Source organism: Mycobacterium sp. IS-836 (genome assembly GCF_001954275.1).
Taxonomy (GTDB): Bacteria; Actinomycetota; Actinomycetes; order Mycobacteriales; family Mycobacteriaceae; genus Mycobacterium.
Genome location: NZ_MBEU01000009.1, coordinates 133,166 through 147,176 on the forward strand (window position 1 = coordinate 133,166; position 14,011 = coordinate 147,176).

At 65.9% G+C, this 14,011-nt stretch carries 15 protein-coding genes; 9 read left to right on the forward strand and 6 right to left on the reverse strand.

Annotation, left to right across the window (positions count from 1 at the left end):
- Positions 1-5: 5 nt before the first annotated feature.
- Positions 6-854, reverse strand: coding sequence for a hypothetical protein (locus A5747_RS03970; RefSeq protein WP_076122353.1), 849 nt, complete (start codon positions 852-854; stop codon positions 6-8).
- An 83-nt stretch (positions 855-937) separates the two neighbouring features.
- Here A5747_RS03970 and A5747_RS03975 point away from each other — a divergent pair, with 83 nt between their 5' ends.
- The 7 genes from A5747_RS03975 to A5747_RS04005 are packed head-to-tail and all read left to right on the forward strand — an operon-like array spanning position 938 to position 6,859.
- The gene (locus A5747_RS03975) at positions 938-1,720 is read left to right on the forward strand and encodes an alpha/beta hydrolase (RefSeq protein WP_076122354.1); all 783 of its coding nucleotides are present in this window, start codon (positions 938-940) and stop codon (positions 1,718-1,720) included.
- Positions 1,717-2,499, forward strand: coding sequence for an SDR family NAD(P)-dependent oxidoreductase (locus tag A5747_RS03980; RefSeq protein ID WP_076122355.1), 783 nt, complete (start codon positions 1,717-1,719; stop codon positions 2,497-2,499). The genes A5747_RS03975 and A5747_RS03980 overlap by 4 nt, the downstream gene beginning before the upstream one ends.
- Positions 2,496-3,368 (forward strand): LLM class F420-dependent oxidoreductase, encoded by an 873-nt coding sequence (locus tag A5747_RS03985; protein WP_076122356.1) that lies wholly within the window; start codon positions 2,496-2,498, stop codon positions 3,366-3,368. Before A5747_RS03980 ends, A5747_RS03985 begins: the two co-directional genes overlap by 4 nt.
- Positions 3,365-4,093 carry a hypothetical protein gene (locus tag A5747_RS03990; RefSeq protein ID WP_076122357.1) on the forward strand — a complete coding sequence of 243 codons (729 nt, stop codon included), beginning with the start codon at positions 3,365-3,367 and terminating at the stop codon, positions 4,091-4,093. The genes A5747_RS03985 and A5747_RS03990 overlap by 4 nt, the downstream gene beginning before the upstream one ends.
- Positions 4,075-4,569, forward strand: coding sequence for a lipoprotein LpqH (locus A5747_RS03995; protein ID WP_076122358.1), 495 nt, complete (start codon positions 4,075-4,077; stop codon positions 4,567-4,569). Before A5747_RS03990 ends, A5747_RS03995 begins: the two co-directional genes overlap by 19 nt.
- A gap of 59 nt (positions 4,570-4,628) precedes the next feature.
- A complete protein-coding gene (locus A5747_RS04000) occupies positions 4,629-5,615 on the forward strand; it encodes an alpha/beta fold hydrolase (RefSeq protein ID WP_076122359.1) in 987 nt (328 codons plus the stop codon).
- Positions 5,612-6,859 (forward strand): MFS transporter, encoded by a 1,248-nt coding sequence (locus A5747_RS04005; RefSeq protein WP_233147942.1) that lies wholly within the window; start codon positions 5,612-5,614, stop codon positions 6,857-6,859. The genes A5747_RS04000 and A5747_RS04005 overlap by 4 nt, the downstream gene beginning before the upstream one ends.
- On the opposite strand, the gene A5747_RS04010 is transcribed toward A5747_RS04005, so the two are convergent.
- Both A5747_RS04010 and A5747_RS04015 read right to left on the reverse strand, forming a co-directional pair.
- Positions 6,856-7,674, reverse strand: a complete 819-nt coding sequence (locus A5747_RS04010; RefSeq protein WP_076122360.1) for a hypothetical protein — start codon at positions 7,672-7,674, stop codon at positions 6,856-6,858. The two genes, A5747_RS04005 and A5747_RS04010, sit on opposite strands and share 4 nt — an antisense overlap.
- Before the next feature lie 81 nt (positions 7,675-7,755).
- Positions 7,756-8,412, reverse strand: a complete 657-nt coding sequence (locus A5747_RS04015) for a TetR/AcrR family transcriptional regulator (RefSeq protein ID WP_076122361.1) — start codon at positions 8,410-8,412, stop codon at positions 7,756-7,758.
- Between the two features lie 166 nt (positions 8,413-8,578).
- Between A5747_RS04015 and A5747_RS04020 the strand changes: the two genes are divergently transcribed.
- On the forward strand, positions 8,579-9,364 hold the full coding sequence (locus A5747_RS04020; protein ID WP_076122362.1) for a spirocyclase AveC family protein: 786 nt from the start codon (positions 8,579-8,581) through the stop codon (positions 9,362-9,364).
- Positions 9,365-9,368: 4 nt separating this feature from the next.
- Here A5747_RS04020 and A5747_RS04025 read toward each other — a convergent pair whose 3' ends face one another.
- From A5747_RS04025 to A5747_RS04035, 3 genes are all read right to left on the reverse strand, one after another.
- On the reverse strand, positions 9,369-10,565 hold the full coding sequence (locus A5747_RS04025; protein WP_076122435.1) for a cytochrome P450: 1,197 nt from the start codon (positions 10,563-10,565) through the stop codon (positions 9,369-9,371).
- On the reverse strand, positions 10,565-11,554 hold the full coding sequence (locus A5747_RS04030) for an LLM class flavin-dependent oxidoreductase (protein ID WP_076122363.1): 990 nt from the start codon (positions 11,552-11,554) through the stop codon (positions 10,565-10,567). The genes A5747_RS04025 and A5747_RS04030 overlap by 1 nt, the downstream gene beginning before the upstream one ends.
- A gap of 68 nt (positions 11,555-11,622) precedes the next feature.
- Entirely contained in the window at positions 11,623-12,684 is a 1,062-nt protein-coding gene (locus tag A5747_RS04035; RefSeq protein ID WP_076122436.1) for a dihydrodipicolinate reductase, read from the reverse strand.
- Between the two features lie 228 nt (positions 12,685-12,912).
- Between A5747_RS04035 and A5747_RS04040 the strand changes: the two genes are divergently transcribed.
- Positions 12,913-14,007 (forward strand): dihydrodipicolinate reductase, encoded by a 1,095-nt coding sequence (locus tag A5747_RS04040; RefSeq protein WP_076122364.1) that lies wholly within the window; start codon positions 12,913-12,915, stop codon positions 14,005-14,007.
- Positions 14,008-14,011 lie beyond the last annotated feature (4 nt).

Here is a 14,011-nt window from a genome sequence, read left to right on the forward strand (position 1 = left end):
GCCTTTCAATCGCCCCAACTCCGCAGGAACGCCTCGGTCACCCGGGCGGCGTTGCCGGCCGCGAGCTTGTAGTAGCGGAAGAACTGGAACGGAAATCCCGGCAGGTGCAGTGGGTCTCCGGGGCCGTCCGAGATCCCGCGGATCCCCAGGAATGGGACGCCGTGTGCGTCGGCGACGGCCTGCGCGGCGGCGGTCTCCATGTCCGTCGCGTCGAAGGCCGGGTCTGCCGCCGACCTGATCTTCAGGTTGCTGAGCAGACCCTTTTTCAACCAGGGCAGCGCCGCCTGGAAGAAATTGCCGGTATGCAGGCGCGACCGGTCCGGCGCGCTGCCGGGTTCGCAGCCGAAAACGTTGCCGCCGTTCGGGATGCAGGGGAACGCCGCGCCGTTGTTGTTGTCCCAGCTGCACCCGTCTCCGCCGACGAGCACCTGCGGGTACCGCGGCAGGTTGACGTGGGCCAGTGCGACGGACAGCTTCTCGGCCGTGGCCAGCATGCGGGCGTCGACCGAACGAAATGTCGCGCCCTCGTCCAGCGTCCACCGCGCCGGTACGGCAACGTCCGCGATGCTGGCGCGCCCGCCACTACCGGCGACGCCCGAAAATACCACTGCGGCAATGGAAATCGGGTCGGCGAACCGGTTCAGGGCGATCTCGGTGGTGTCCGTGGCGTTCACCATGCCGACGCCGGTCATCGCCACGACCACCTTCTTGCCGGCGATCGTGCCGAGGTAAAAGTGCCGCCGGTCGGCGACCACCACGGGGTCGGGGTCCAGCGTGGTGTGCGACAGCACAGCGTCGGCCTCGGCCGGAAACGCGGACAAGACCAGCGTGCGCTGTTCACAATCCGGCGTCATGGTGAAGCACTTCCTCGGGCTCGGCAGCGGTCACATTCTAATTTCCGCCGCGCCCCGGGTGGCCTAAAGCTAATCTCAGCGGCGTGCTCGAAGTGATCGAAAAGCGGCCATCAAATGAATCAGACAAGGCGCCGGTGCTCTTCGTCCACGGTGCCTGGCACGGCGCGTGGTGCTGGGACGAGCATTTCCTCGACTTCTTCGCGGACAAGGGCTACCGATCACTGGCCCTGAGCCTTCGCGGGCACGGCAACAGCCCCGCACCCAAGCGCATGCAATTTTGTTCGATGGCGGATCTCGTCGACGACGTCGATTCGGTCGCCAGGAGCCTGCCCAGACCACCCATCGTCATCGGCCACTCCATGGGCGGCTTCGTCGTGCAGAAGTATCTGGAGTCGCATGATGCCCCGGCCGCCGTGCTGCTCGCTCCCGTCCCCGTGAGCGGGGTCGCCGGATTCCTGCTGCGCAGGTTCCGGCGCCACCCGTGGTTGACCGCAACGGAACTGGCGAAGACCAAATCACTGCGCAGCATCGGTGCCACACCCGAATTGGCCCGCGAAAGTTTCTTCTCCGAGCTCACTCCCGATGCCGACCTGGCGCGCTACACCGCACAGCTCGGCGAGGAGAATCTCGGAAAGCACGTGCTCGACATGCTGTTCCTCAACCTGCCCAGACCAAGTCGCATCACCACCCCGCTGTTGGTCATCGGCGCCGAGAGAGATGGTTGTTTCACGCAGCGGGAAGTCCGCGCCACCGCGCGTGCGTATCGCGTCGAAGCCGAGCTCTTTCCCAAAATGGGCCACGACATGATGCTCGAGCCCGGCTGGGAGGCCGTCGCCCGGCGAATCCACGAGTGGCTCGAAACATGACGGGTCGACTGGCCGGCAAGGTCGCGATCATCACCGGGGCCAGCACCGGACTGGGGCCGGTAATGGGCTCGCTGTTCGTCCGCGAGGGCGCCCGGGTCCTGCTTACCGCGCGACGCGAAGAGCTGGTCCACAGCGCCGCCGAAGCGGCGGGTCCCGGTGCCATCGCGATGCGGGCTGACGTGACCGACGAGAGTGACGTCGCCGCCATGGTGACGCGAGCGGTCGACGAGTTCGGCCAGGTCGATATCCTCTGCAACAACGCGGCCGCGCCCGGACAGGACCGCTGGATCTGGGAGCAGACGCTGGACAACTGGAACGCCACGATCGCCATCGATGTCACGGCGGCGATGCTGTGCACCCGCGAGGTGCTCAACCGGTCGATGTTGCAGCGCCGTCGCGGGGTCATCCTGAACTTCTCCTCGACGGCAAGCTACACCGGCATGGTCCGCAAAACCCACTACGTTGCCGCGAAGGCGTCGCTTCGCGCGTTCACCAAGGCCGTTGCGCTGGAAGTGGGTTCGTACGGCATCCGGTGCAATTGCATAGTGCCGGGCGCGATCGACACCGAACTGTTTCGTGACTGGGTCCAACGGATGGCCGATGAGCAAGGCGTTGACTTCGCGACGCAGCGCGCAAAGTCCCTCAAAGGAGTTGCGCTGCAAGATATTTCCTCGCCCGAGGACGTCGCCAACCTGGCGCTGTTCCTGGCCAGCGACGAAAGCCGAACCATCACAGGGCAATCGATTCCCGTCGACGCCGGAGGGTACATGCAGGGATGAGCGCCGCAAAGCTGGCGGTAGCAACGCCGGTGGTGACGATGCTGCCCGGCTCCAGCGGCGATTGGGAGAAAACCGCGTCGATCGACGACCTGGCCCAGATTGCCGAAGCCGCAGACCGACTCGGCTACCACCACCTGACCTGTAGCGAGCACATCGCGCTGCCCGCTGCCGAAGGGGCTCGCCGCGGCACGCGTTACTGGGATCCGCTGGCCACGCTGGGCTACCTGGCCGCACGCACCCAGCGAATACGGTTGGCCACGCACGTGCTGGTGCTCGCCTATCATCACCCGCTCGAGATCGCCAAGCGCTACGGCACCCTGGACAAAGTCAGCAACGGCCGACTCATTCTCGGGGTCGGCGTGGGCAGCCTTAAAGAAGAGTTCGACCTCATCGGGGCGCCGTTTGACGATCGCGGACCGCGCGGCGACGATGCGTTGCAGGCGCTGCGCGCCTCCCTGTCGATCGTCGAACCGGCCTATCGCGGCGAGTTCTATGCGTTCGACGGGATGGTCGTCGACCCCTGCGCCGTCCAGGAACATGTGCCAATCTGGATCGGTGGACGCACGCTGCGCTCGCTGCGCCGGGCCGCGACACTCGCCGACGGCTGGGCCCCCTTCAACGTGAGCCCACAGCAGGTCCGAGACTGGTTGGGCCGCTTTGAGCTTCAGCCCGGGTTCGACGTCGTCCTGCCACCCGCGGGCCCGCTGGACCCGATCAACGAGCCGGAACGCACCCGCGACGTGCTCGCGGACACCGCCGCACACGGCGCGACCATCATCAGCGCCTGGTTCACCCACACGTCGCTGCAGCATTACCTGGAGAATCTGCACGCGCTCGCGGAGTTGCACGCTCCCGGAGGATCCACATGAACCGAGTCAAGGCAGGCGTTTTCAGCCTCACCGCCGCGCCACCACCCGACGACGACGGCAGCTACCTGCGCTGGCACCTGCTGGATCACATGCCGGAGCAATACCAACTTCCGGGCATCGTGCACGGGTTGCGCTGGATCGCCGACGGCGACTACGCCGAGCAACGCTTGGCGGCCCACGGACCGCTCGGCGAGGTAGGCAACGCCGTGCACTATCTGGTCGGCGACCCCGTGGAACAAACCTTCGACGACTTCGTCGTACTCGGGCGCACGCTGCGCGACAACGGCCGCTTCCCCGCTACCCGGCCGTCGTTGCAAGTGGCCGGGCTGCGCCTGCTGCAGTGGCAATCCGCGCCCCGCGCACTCATTTCCGCGGAGGTGGTGCCGTTCCGGCCGCACCGCGGAGTTCTGCTGATCGTCGAGGAGCCCACCGACGGCCGCTCCGACGACTGGCTGCAATGGCTGCACGCCGAGCACTATCCGGCGCTGCTCGCCATGCCCGGCACGGCGGGCGCCTGGACATTCGGGTCCACTAGCGCCTGGCAGCTACCGCGCGGTTGGCGAACGGACCACCAATACATCACCGTCGTTTACCTCGACGACGACCCAATCACCGTCACCGGTGCGCTGGCGCCGCTGATCGAAGAGCGGTGGCGATCGTCGGCCGTACGGCCCGTGTTCGCCGGCCCCCTGCGGACCATGATCAGATGGGAAGCGTGGCCGTGAGACAAATCGTCGTCGGTGCCGTTGTTCTGGCGGCCGCCCTGTCCGCGTGTTCCACAAAGAGTGGCGCGCCCCCGGCGAGCTCAAGTGCGGCGGTGTCCGGCGCCACGGTCATGCTCGACCAGCACACCCACACCATCTACAGCAGAGTCGACTGCAGTACCTCGGCGGCGAAACCCACTGCGACACCGGCGGAGTCGGGCGATCTGACCACCCGCATCACCGTGCATGACGATGCCGCGTCGATATCGCTGGCGCTGTCGGACGAGAAACCGCCAAGCGTCGACGGCTTCGCCATCTCGCTCAAGGTGGACGACGGTCAATATCAGTTGCCCTACCAGTCGGTGCAGACTCCGACCCAGGTCCAGGCGAGCAAGGAGGGCAAAAGCTACACGGTGACCGGGGCGGGCCAAGGGTCAGCGCCCGGACAAAGCAGCACGCGTCAGGTGACATTCGGGATTCACGTGACGTGCCCGTGAGCGAATTTCGGCCGTGACACGTGTTGTCTAACCGCGATTCCCTCTGGGATGCTGGCAGCTTGGACATCTTCGCGGAGTGGCAGAAGGGCAGTACCGAACTTCGTTGGCGGTCGACCACCGCCGCCAACGACGGGCAGGAACTCACGGTGTTCAGCCGCCGCTGCGGCACACCCGGGGCACCCGCACTGGTACTGGTGCACGGCTTTCCGACGTCGAGCATCGACTACTTCGCCCTGTCAAATGAGCTGAGCGCCGAGTTCGACATCTATCTGCTGGACTTTCCGGGCTACGGATTGTCCGACAAACCCCCGGAGCCGTACGTCTATTCGTTGTACGACGACGCGCGCCTGCTCGTCTACGCGATCACCCAGGTGTGGAACCTGAGCCAATACCGCATCCTCACCCACGATCGCGGCAGCAGTGTCGGCATGATCGCGCTGGAGATGTTGGCAACCCAAGGCCCAGCGGCCGTGCCCGTCGACCTCATCTTGACCAACGCCAACATTTATCTGCCCCTGTCGAACCTCACCGCGTTTCAAACCGCGATGCTCGACCCCGCCACGGGTCGCGCCACCGCCGCGGCGACGACGCCGGAGCTGCTCGCGGCCGGCCTGGGCGCCAGCACATTCATGCCGCGGCGGACGGCGCAGGACCCGGAGATCGCTGCGCTGGCGAAATGTTTCGCCCATAATGACGGGATCCGTGTCTTGCCCGATACGATCCAGTACCTGAACGAACGCGCCGCCGACGAAACCAGTTGGCTCGAAGCGCTTTCCAAGAGCGAAGTCAACACCACGGTGGTGTGGGGCGTGCACGACAACGTCTCGCCGCTGCGGGTCCCCAACCATGTCTGGCAGGCGTATCTGAAGGACAAGCCCGGCCGAAACCGCTACTGGGTGATTCCGAGCGCCGATCACTATCTGCAGTGCGACGCCCCCGGGCAATTGGCCCAGATCGTTCGCCTCACGGCCCAGGGTGACGAGATTGCGCTGCAGACGCTCGGGAATCGACCCGACGGCGCGGTCCTGGTGGATCAAAGCGCGTGACCGGTTACGCCGACGAGGATCGTCGTGACGCGGTAATCGACGACGCCGACGACGGGCGTTGGCTTACCCCCGGCGTAGGGGCGGTGGGAGCGGCGAGCTTCTTCTCCGATGCGGGCCACGAGGCCACCACGTCGGTGCTGCCCGCTTTTCTGACCGGCACACTGGGCGCCTCGGCGGCCGCACTCGGCGTCATTGACGGGATCAGCGACGCCCTGATCGGCGTAATGAAGCTCGTCGGCGGACCAATCGCCAACGATCCCGACCGGCGAGGACGGGTTTCGTCGGCCGGTTACCTGGGCACCGCATTGGCGACCGGGGCGATCGGCGCGGCGGTGTCGATATGGCAGGTCGGGATTCTGCGTGCCCTCGCCTGGGTGTCTCGCGGCATGCGGGGGCCGTCGCGCGACGCGCTGCTGGCGTCTCTGATACCCGAGTCCGCACACGGCAGGGCATTCGGGCTCGAACGCGCCGGGGACAACCTGGGCGCGGTGGTGGGCCCGCTGCTCGCTGCCGGGCTGGTGGCCTGGGTTGGCATCCGCCCCACGCTGTACCTCGCCGCAATTCCGGGCTTGTTCGCGGTGGCCGCGATCCTGGTGGCCGCGCGAGAGGCCCGTCGCCGCAACCACACCGACGGCCGACCGGCCAGGCGAAGGTTTGAGTTCGGCGCCCTGCGCGACGCCGGTATGCTGCGCGCGCTGCTGCCGGTCGCACTGTTCGAATTCGGCAACGTCGCAACGACTCTGCTGATCCTGCGTTCCACCCAGCTACTCACCTCGCCGCACCGGACGGTGACCGCGGCGACGTCGCTGGCGATCCTGATCTACGCGCTCCACAACGCGGTCGCCACGGCGGCTTCGCTGGCCGCCGGGCGATGGTACGACGGGACCGGCCCACGCACGGTATTCGCCACCGGCGCGGCCGTCTACGTCATCGGCTATGCGGTGTTTGCGGTCGGCCCGCACAGCGCACTAGCCATCGCGCTAGGCTTCGCGCTCGCCGGAGCGGGCATCGGCCTGGCCGAACCCACCCAATCGGCCGTCGTTTCCCAGTTGCTTCCGGACCGATTGCGCGGCAGCGGATTCGGTGTGCTTGGGGCGGTGCAGGCAACGGGTGACCTGGTGGCCACGGTCGTCGCGGGCGTGCTCTACGCGGTGGTTTCGCCCGCGGTCGCCTTCGGGTACGCGGCCGCGTGGATGGCCGTCGCGATCGTTGCCTCGGGCCTGCTGCGGCCGTCGCGGGCCTAACGCCTGGGGCTCGAACGTGACGCTGGCCGATCAGCCGCTACCACTCGGACAACGATCCATCCACGAGCCTGTAGTCTTTCCAATCGTCTGATATCCCAGTTGTATTGCGAGCGATCGCTGCGGTGGTGATCGCCGTCGTACTCGACGGCGACTTTGACGTCCTCCCAACCCATATCGAGGTACGCAACTACCGCCCCAAATTCGTCGTTAACGGGAATCTGTGTTTGTGGTCGAGGCAGACCCGCCTGCACCAGAACTAGTCGCAGCCACGTTTCCTTCGGCGATTGCGCTCCGGGGTCGACGAGGTCGAGTGACACGCGAGCGTGCTCAAGCCCACGCCGTCCCCCATATCGAGCCGCGAGCAACTCCACGTCCGCGATCTTCAGCTCGGTGGCGCGAACCAGTGCATCGATAGCGGCCACTGCCGTCGTCGTGGGATACCAGCAGGCCAAATCAAGTGCCGTGCGAGCGGCGGTGGTCACCGGCACGCCGTCCATCAGGTCGAACTCGTCGCGCTCCAGCCTGTCGCCCCAGACCTGGACACCCGGTTGCGGGTGCCGGTTGTCGTGGATGATGTCGATCGGCCGGGTGGTGTCCACCCATTTGCTGCCGTGCAGCGCGGCCGCCGAGAACCCGGCAATAACTCCGCGCCGGCGCGACCAGAGCCAAGCGCCACGGGCCCGCACCGCCGGATTCAGCTCAGCGTCCGTGGCGACATAGACATCGCGGTACAACCGCGTGTAACGACGCCGCAACTGGCTGTGGGTCACGATGCCGGCAGCCACAGCCTCACTGCCGATGAATGGTTCCGCCATGGCGGCAGGGTGCCACCCACCTCCGACACGATCCCGAACGTGACGCTGCAGTCACGTTGGGGCTCGAACGTGACGCTGCAGTCACGTTCGAGGTCCCCGGTGCAGGAAGCCGTGCAGGATCGCCTGGACGAGTTCCTCGACGATCACCTTCCTCGACGGCTGCTTGGTCCCAAAGTACGTCGACTGCAATGCGGCCATGCCGGCGATCATCGCGACCGTTGAATGGGCAGGCAGGTCAGGATGATCCGCGCGCATCCCACGCAAATGCATGCCCTCGGCGCTGATCCGGCCGAGCACCTTCAGCGCTCGCCTGACGTCGGCAATGCCGGCGTCGGCCATTTCCTCCGCACTGAGCGTCTGCGATGCCATCAGCGTCAACAGGAGGCCTTGGTGCTCGACGAACACGTCGTAGAGCTGCCCGACGAAATGCCCGGCCAAGTCCTCTTCGTTGGTCTCCTCGGGGATAACCGACTGCCACGTCCGGCCGAATTCGTCGACGAAACTGGTGAACGGCAGGACGAGGGCCTCCCGGAACAGCGCCGCCTTCGAACCGAAATGGCGGAACAGCAGGTGTTCGGTGACGCCGGCAGCCTGGGCGATTTCACGCGTCGTGGTGCTGCGGTAGTCCTGACGCGCAAACAGATCTCGCGCCGCGTCGAGCAGGAGCTTGCGCGGGGCGCCACGGGGTCGGCGCGTGGCAGCCGGCGGCGTCTTGGTCGTGGAGGGTCGCTGGGACACGTCTTTTAAGATAGCATCCACTATCTACCGTATCGACCTCGTTGCGAAAGGGTGCGGACGTGGGCGCTGTCATCATGCTCGGCACGCTGTTCGGACTGATCGTCCTGATATTCGGCTTGGTGCTTCGCTACGACCCGCAAGCACGCCGGGGTCAAGGACGCGACCAATGAGCACCGGGATGACGCCGCTGATGCAGGCGGCCAGTGGCTTCGCCATCGTCGGGGGCATCGCATTTACCGCGGTAGGTGTGTATCTGAGCGTCCGCCAGGGCCGTGTGCACCCGCTCCTGCTCCTGTGTATCTCGGCCATCTCGTTCTCGTGGATCGAGGCGCCCTACGACTGGGCTATGTACGCACAGTTCCCGCCCGCCATCCCCCGCATGCCGTCGTGGTGGCCGCTGAACATGACGTGGGGTGGGCTGCCCTTGTTCGTTCCGATCGGCTACATCTCCTACTTCGTGCTGCCCGCCGTGACGGGCGCGGCGCTCGGGCGATGGCTGAGCGCCAGATTCCAATGGCGCAGGCCCACAACGCTGTTGACCGTCGGCCTCGTCGTCGGCTTCTGTTGGGCGCTGCTCTTCAACGGGTTCCTGGGCGCGAAGCTCGGCGTCTTCTATTACGGCCGCGTGATCCCCGGGCTCGCGATACGCGAGGGGACCACACACCAGTACCCGCTCTACGACTCGCTTGCGATGGGCATCCAGATGATGGTCTTCACCTACCTCCTCGGGCGGACGGACGCGGAGGGACGAAACGTCATCGAGACGTGGGCCGACAAGAGGTCGACGAGTCGTCTGCAAGCGTCGGTGCTTTCCATCGTCGCCGTCGTCGTCATCGGAAATGTGCTCTACGGCGCGGTTTTCGCGCCGCATCTCGTGACGAAGCTGGGCGGCTGGGTGACCGCGGGGCCGACGGGCCAGTTGTTCCCGGGTGTCCCGAACCAACCCAAGTAGGTGCCTAGCCGGTGAAGACCGGCAGCTTCGACCAGCCGCGCACGCTCGACGTGTGTGCCTTGGTGGCATTGGCGTAGTCGACTTCCCAGTCCGGCCAGCGCTTGATGACCTCCTCCAACGCGACCCGCGCCTGCATGCGCGCCAACGCCGATCCAAGGCAGAAGTGCAGCCCGTGGCCGAAACTGAGATGGGTGTCGCCGCGATGGATGTCGAACTTCTCGCCCTCGGGATACCTGCGCTCGTCGCGGTTGGCGGATCCGTTGAGCAACAACATAATCGAGCCCTCGGGAATCCTCGTGCAATGAGACTCGACATCGCGGGCGACGTACCGCGCCTGCACCGGCGAGGGCGCCTCATAGCGCAAGACCTCCTCGATGGCCATCGGGATCAACGCCGGGTTTTCGACGATCTGCCGCCGCTGGTCGGGGTGTTCGGCCAGCAGCTGGCCGGCGAAGCCGATCAGGCGCGTGGTGGTCTCGTTGCCCGCGCCGGCGATCATGCTGGTGTACTGCAGCACCTCGACCCGCGTCAGCCGCCGGGTCGATCCGTCCTCCTCGACTTCGGCGTTGAGCAACTGGGTCATCAGGTCATCGGAGGGGTGGTCCACTCGCCAGTCGATGTAGTCGGCGAACATCTGATAGCTCTGCTCGAAAAACTCCTTCGTGGCGGGCCTGAACGTGCCCTCTTTGAGGGTGAGTTGCCGGCCGCCGCGGTCGCGGATCGACTCCTGGCTGTCTTCGGGGATGCCCAGCAAGTAGCCGATCGTGCGCATCGGGATCATCGAACCCAGGTTCTCGACGAAATCGAACTTTCCCGTTCCCACCAACGGGTCGAGCGCACGAACGCAGAACGCACGGGTCAGCGGCTCGATCGCCTCCATCCGCCGCGGCGTGAAAACCCTTGACAGCAAACGACGATGGAGATCGTGAATCGGTGGGTCCTCGAAGAGGATGATTCCCGGCGGAACCTCGACACCACTCATGATGATGTCCATGGTGGTGCCGCGTCCGGACCTGAAGGTGTCGAAGTTCATCAGCTCGCGAGAGACATCCTCGTACCGGCTCAACGCGTAGAAGTTGTACTTGTCGTTGTGATACAGCGGGGCTTCGTCGCGCAGCCGCTTCCAGATGGGATACGGGTCGTCGTCGATGTCGAAATCGAACGGGTCGTAATAAACCTCGGTCGCGCTCGCTCCGGTCATCATCCTGTCTTTCTCTCGGTCAGCGCCTCGGGCAGCACGACCTCGCCCACCCGCTTGAGGTAGGGCCACGCCACTTCGGGCGGCAAGCCGCCGCACAGCGGCGACAAGTTGAGCATCTGACCGGAGCGCACCCGCGAAATCGCTTCCGGCACAGAGATGATCACGTGCGACTTCCCCACGTCGCGCAGCTCGTCCACCGTGGCCACGTGCGAGAAACCGGCCGTCGTCTCGTCCCCGGGATTCCACGCGGCATACATCCGCACGTCGTGGAGCAGATGCTCGCCGAGCTCTTCCCACGCCTGGTCCACGTCGTCGGCGACGAAAACGACTGAGGGGGTGCCACGGCTGGGAAACATCGTCGGGCCGGGCGTATGACCGTGCTGGCGGCATGCCTCCTCGTAGGCCTCCTGCATGCCGGGTTCGTTGGCGTTGCCCAGCATGCCCAGGCCGTACCTGCCGGCGCGGCGGGCTGCCGCCAATGTTCCACCGCCCCACATCATCGACGGGCCGCCCACGGTCAGCGGCGTGGGCGTCACCGTGATGCGACGCCCATCCTCGTTAACGGTTTCTCCGGCGAGCAACCGGCGCAACAGCCCGAGCTTTGCGTCGGCGAGCCTGCCGCGCTTGGTGATTTCCAGGCCGAAGTGCTCGAACTCCTCGGGCCGGTACCCGAGCGCCAGGGTGTAGGACGCCCGCCCCTCGCTGATGATGTCGAGGACCGCCATGTCCTCGGCCAGCCGCACCGGGTCGTAGAACGGCAGAATCAGGATCAGGTTCATCGCCAAACGTTGGGTGCGCGCCGCAATGGCCGGCGCCAGAATCATTGGCGACGGCAGGTACCCGTCCTCGGACCCGTGGTGCTCACACAGCACGGCGGCGAGGCCACCGTGCTCCTCGGCCCATGCGCACATCTCGGGCACAGCGGCGTACAGCGCTGCTGGCGGCGCTCCCCACGAAGGGGCGCGCATATCGAAACGCAGTGTGAACACACCCAACTCCTAGCTAACCTAATATTTGTCCACGTACGCTACGTGCCTGCTTCGAGCTGCGTCAACGTTCAATCAAAGACGTCCCGCGGCAGGGTCGTCGGGATATCCAGCGAGCTGAGCAGCCCGGGCGGGGCATCGACCACGTACGGGATCGCGTTGACCACCCGCATGGCTGTGGCCGCCATGGCGGCTCGCCCCGCACCGTGTCCCTCGGCCGCGCCCAGCGTCATCACGCAGTGAATGTCCGGATCACCTTCGATGTCGACCCGATAGGTCGCGTCGCACTCCGATGTCGGCCAGTTGGGCGCGACATCGCGGGCCATTCGGATGATGTGTTCGATCACGATGGCCTCGCTGCCGTTGACGACGCCCGCCGCCCGGGTCCGCACCGCGCCGCAGGTGCCCGCCTTGACGGTGCCGAACGCGACGTCGATGTCGCGATCGGTCAGCTCCCTGTCGAGGGAACTGTTGATGCGCTCGACCTCGACTCCGAGCCCGGTCGCGACCAGGTATATCGGTGCCTTCCAGGCCATTTCGATGAACCCTGGCGTGGAGAGCATGGGCTCGAAATCGAGGGCACGGCCGAAGCCCATCCCGTCCATCATCACGTCGGCCACCGGGTAATGGTCGTTGAGGGCGATCTCGCTCGCCGTAATACTGCGGATTCGCTTCGACTGCGTAGTCATGACCAACGCCAGCTGATCTGAAGCGAAACCCGGAAAGATGCCCGAGACGTAGAACGATGCGCCGCCGGACCTGGCCGCCGCCTCGAGTTGGTCGCGCCAATCCGGCGCGACATACGAGGGCGGATACACCAGACTCGTCGACGACGTCGACACGACGTTGATCCCCGCCTCCAGCAGCCGCAAGTAGTCGGGCACGGCGGCGCCGTCGCGCTCGGGACCGCTCGCGGCATACACCACCGCGTCGGGCGCCAGGGCGATCAGCGCGTCGGCATCGTTGGTAGCCGCGATACCCAGCGGCTCGATGCCGGCCAATTCCCCGGCGTCCTTGCCGACTTTGTCGGGCGAATGCACCCATACTCCAACGAGTTCCAGGTCTGGCCGGCGGCGGATCGCATCGATGGCGATCGACCCGACTCCCCCCGTCGACCACACGACGGTACGCATAGGGCTCACCTCCCTACTATGAGCGGCCGCGGCGCGCTCGAGGTATTGCCACGCCACATCGGCCGGCACGCCGCCGCACAGCGGATGCGGCGGGAGAAGGCGTCCGCCGCGCACATAGTCGGCCGCCGACCCAGCACGCAGGTCGAACCTCAGCGTGAGCATCAACAGCACCATAACCTAAGATTTGTTCATTAGGATAGTGCCTACTCTCTTAACAGGAGGAACAGGATGACGACTCAGCGGGTAGTGGTCTGGGCGACGGGCGGCATCGGGTCGATCGCGATCCGCACCATCCACCGACGCCCCGATCTGGATCTGGTCGGCGTGTGGGTGCACTCCGCGGAGAAGGTCGGCAGGGACGCCGGCGAACTCGCCAACGGCGAGCCGATCGGCCTCGCCGCCACCAGCGATGCCGACGCGCTGATCGCCCTCAAACCCGATTGCGTCATCTACGCGGCCAGCGGCCCCGAGCGCGACGCGCTGGCCATCCCGGACTATGTTCGGCTGCTCGAAGCCGGAATCAACGTTGTCACGACCAGCACGACCCGGTTGGTCAATCCGCAGGCCTACCAGCCCACCGAGTGGCGCGACCAACTGCTCGCCGCGGCCAAGCAGGGCCAGGTGTCGTTGTATGCGTCCGGGATCGAGCCCGGCTTCGCCGCCGACTATCTGCCCTTAGTGCTGTCCACCCAGTCGTCGTCCATCGAGAAAATCCACTCGTTTGAGATCGGCCTGTACGACGACTACGGGGTTCCCGACATCATGAGCGACGCTCTGGGCTTCGGACGTCCGCTCGACTACCAGCCCTGGATCGGCTATCCCGGTGCCATCGCCGGCGAATGGCAGGGGCAACTCCGGTTGATCGCCGAGGCGCTTGGAGTCGAAATCCAGGAAATCCGAGAGAGTTTCGATCGCGCAGTCACGAACCGGACACTTGAGGTAGCGATGGGCACCGTCGAGGCCGGGACATGCGGCGCCCTGCGAATGAAGGCGATCGGGGTGGTCGACGGCCGCGAAGCCATCGTCATCGAGCACATCACTCGGCTCGCGCACGACGTCGCCCCCGACTGGCCGACCGGGATCGGCGATCTGTCCTACCGCGTCATGATCACCGGCGACCCCGACATCGACTGCAGCATGGCGGCGACACTCAAGGATCCGCACAAGGCCGGCGTCGGCAGCATGACCTCAGGGGCGGGCGCGATGGTCGCCACCGCAATGCGAGTCGTCAACGCGGTGCCGTATGTCGTTGCCGCCGGACCCGGCCTGCTGAGTTCGGTGGACTTGCCGCTGACGATTCCAAAGCACGCGTTTGCCACTTAATCTG

What these genes read in the sequence shown, in the direction of transcription:
- A5747_RS04010 (WP_076122360.1), bottom strand. Translation starts at nt 7,674, where the DNA reads ATGGCGGAACCATTCATCGGCAGTGAGGCTGTGGCTGCCGGCATCGTG.
- A5747_RS03985 (WP_076122356.1), top strand. Translation starts at nt 2,496, where the DNA reads ATGAGCGCCGCAAAGCTGGCGGTAGCAACGCCGGTGGTGACGATGCTG.
- A5747_RS03990 (WP_076122357.1), top strand. Translation starts at nt 3,365, where the DNA reads ATGAACCGAGTCAAGGCAGGCGTTTTCAGCCTCACCGCCGCGCCACCA.
- A5747_RS04035 (WP_076122436.1), bottom strand. Translation starts at nt 12,684, where the DNA reads ATGCGTACCGTCGTGTGGTCGACGGGGGGAGTCGGGTCGATCGCCATC.
- A5747_RS04020 (WP_076122362.1), top strand. Translation starts at nt 8,579, where the DNA reads ATGAGCACCGGGATGACGCCGCTGATGCAGGCGGCCAGTGGCTTCGCC.
- A5747_RS04025 (WP_076122435.1), bottom strand. Translation starts at nt 10,565, where the DNA reads ATGACCGGAGCGAGCGCGACCGAGGTTTATTACGACCCGTTCGATTTC.
- A5747_RS03970 (WP_076122353.1), bottom strand. Translation starts at nt 854, where the DNA reads ATGACGCCGGATTGTGAACAGCGCACGCTGGTCTTGTCCGCGTTTCCG.
- A5747_RS03995 (WP_076122358.1), top strand. Translation starts at nt 4,075, where the DNA reads ATGGGAAGCGTGGCCGTGAGACAAATCGTCGTCGGTGCCGTTGTTCTG.
- A5747_RS03980 (WP_076122355.1), top strand. Translation starts at nt 1,717, where the DNA reads ATGACGGGTCGACTGGCCGGCAAGGTCGCGATCATCACCGGGGCCAGC.
- A5747_RS04040 (WP_076122364.1), top strand. Translation starts at nt 12,913, where the DNA reads ATGACGACTCAGCGGGTAGTGGTCTGGGCGACGGGCGGCATCGGGTCG.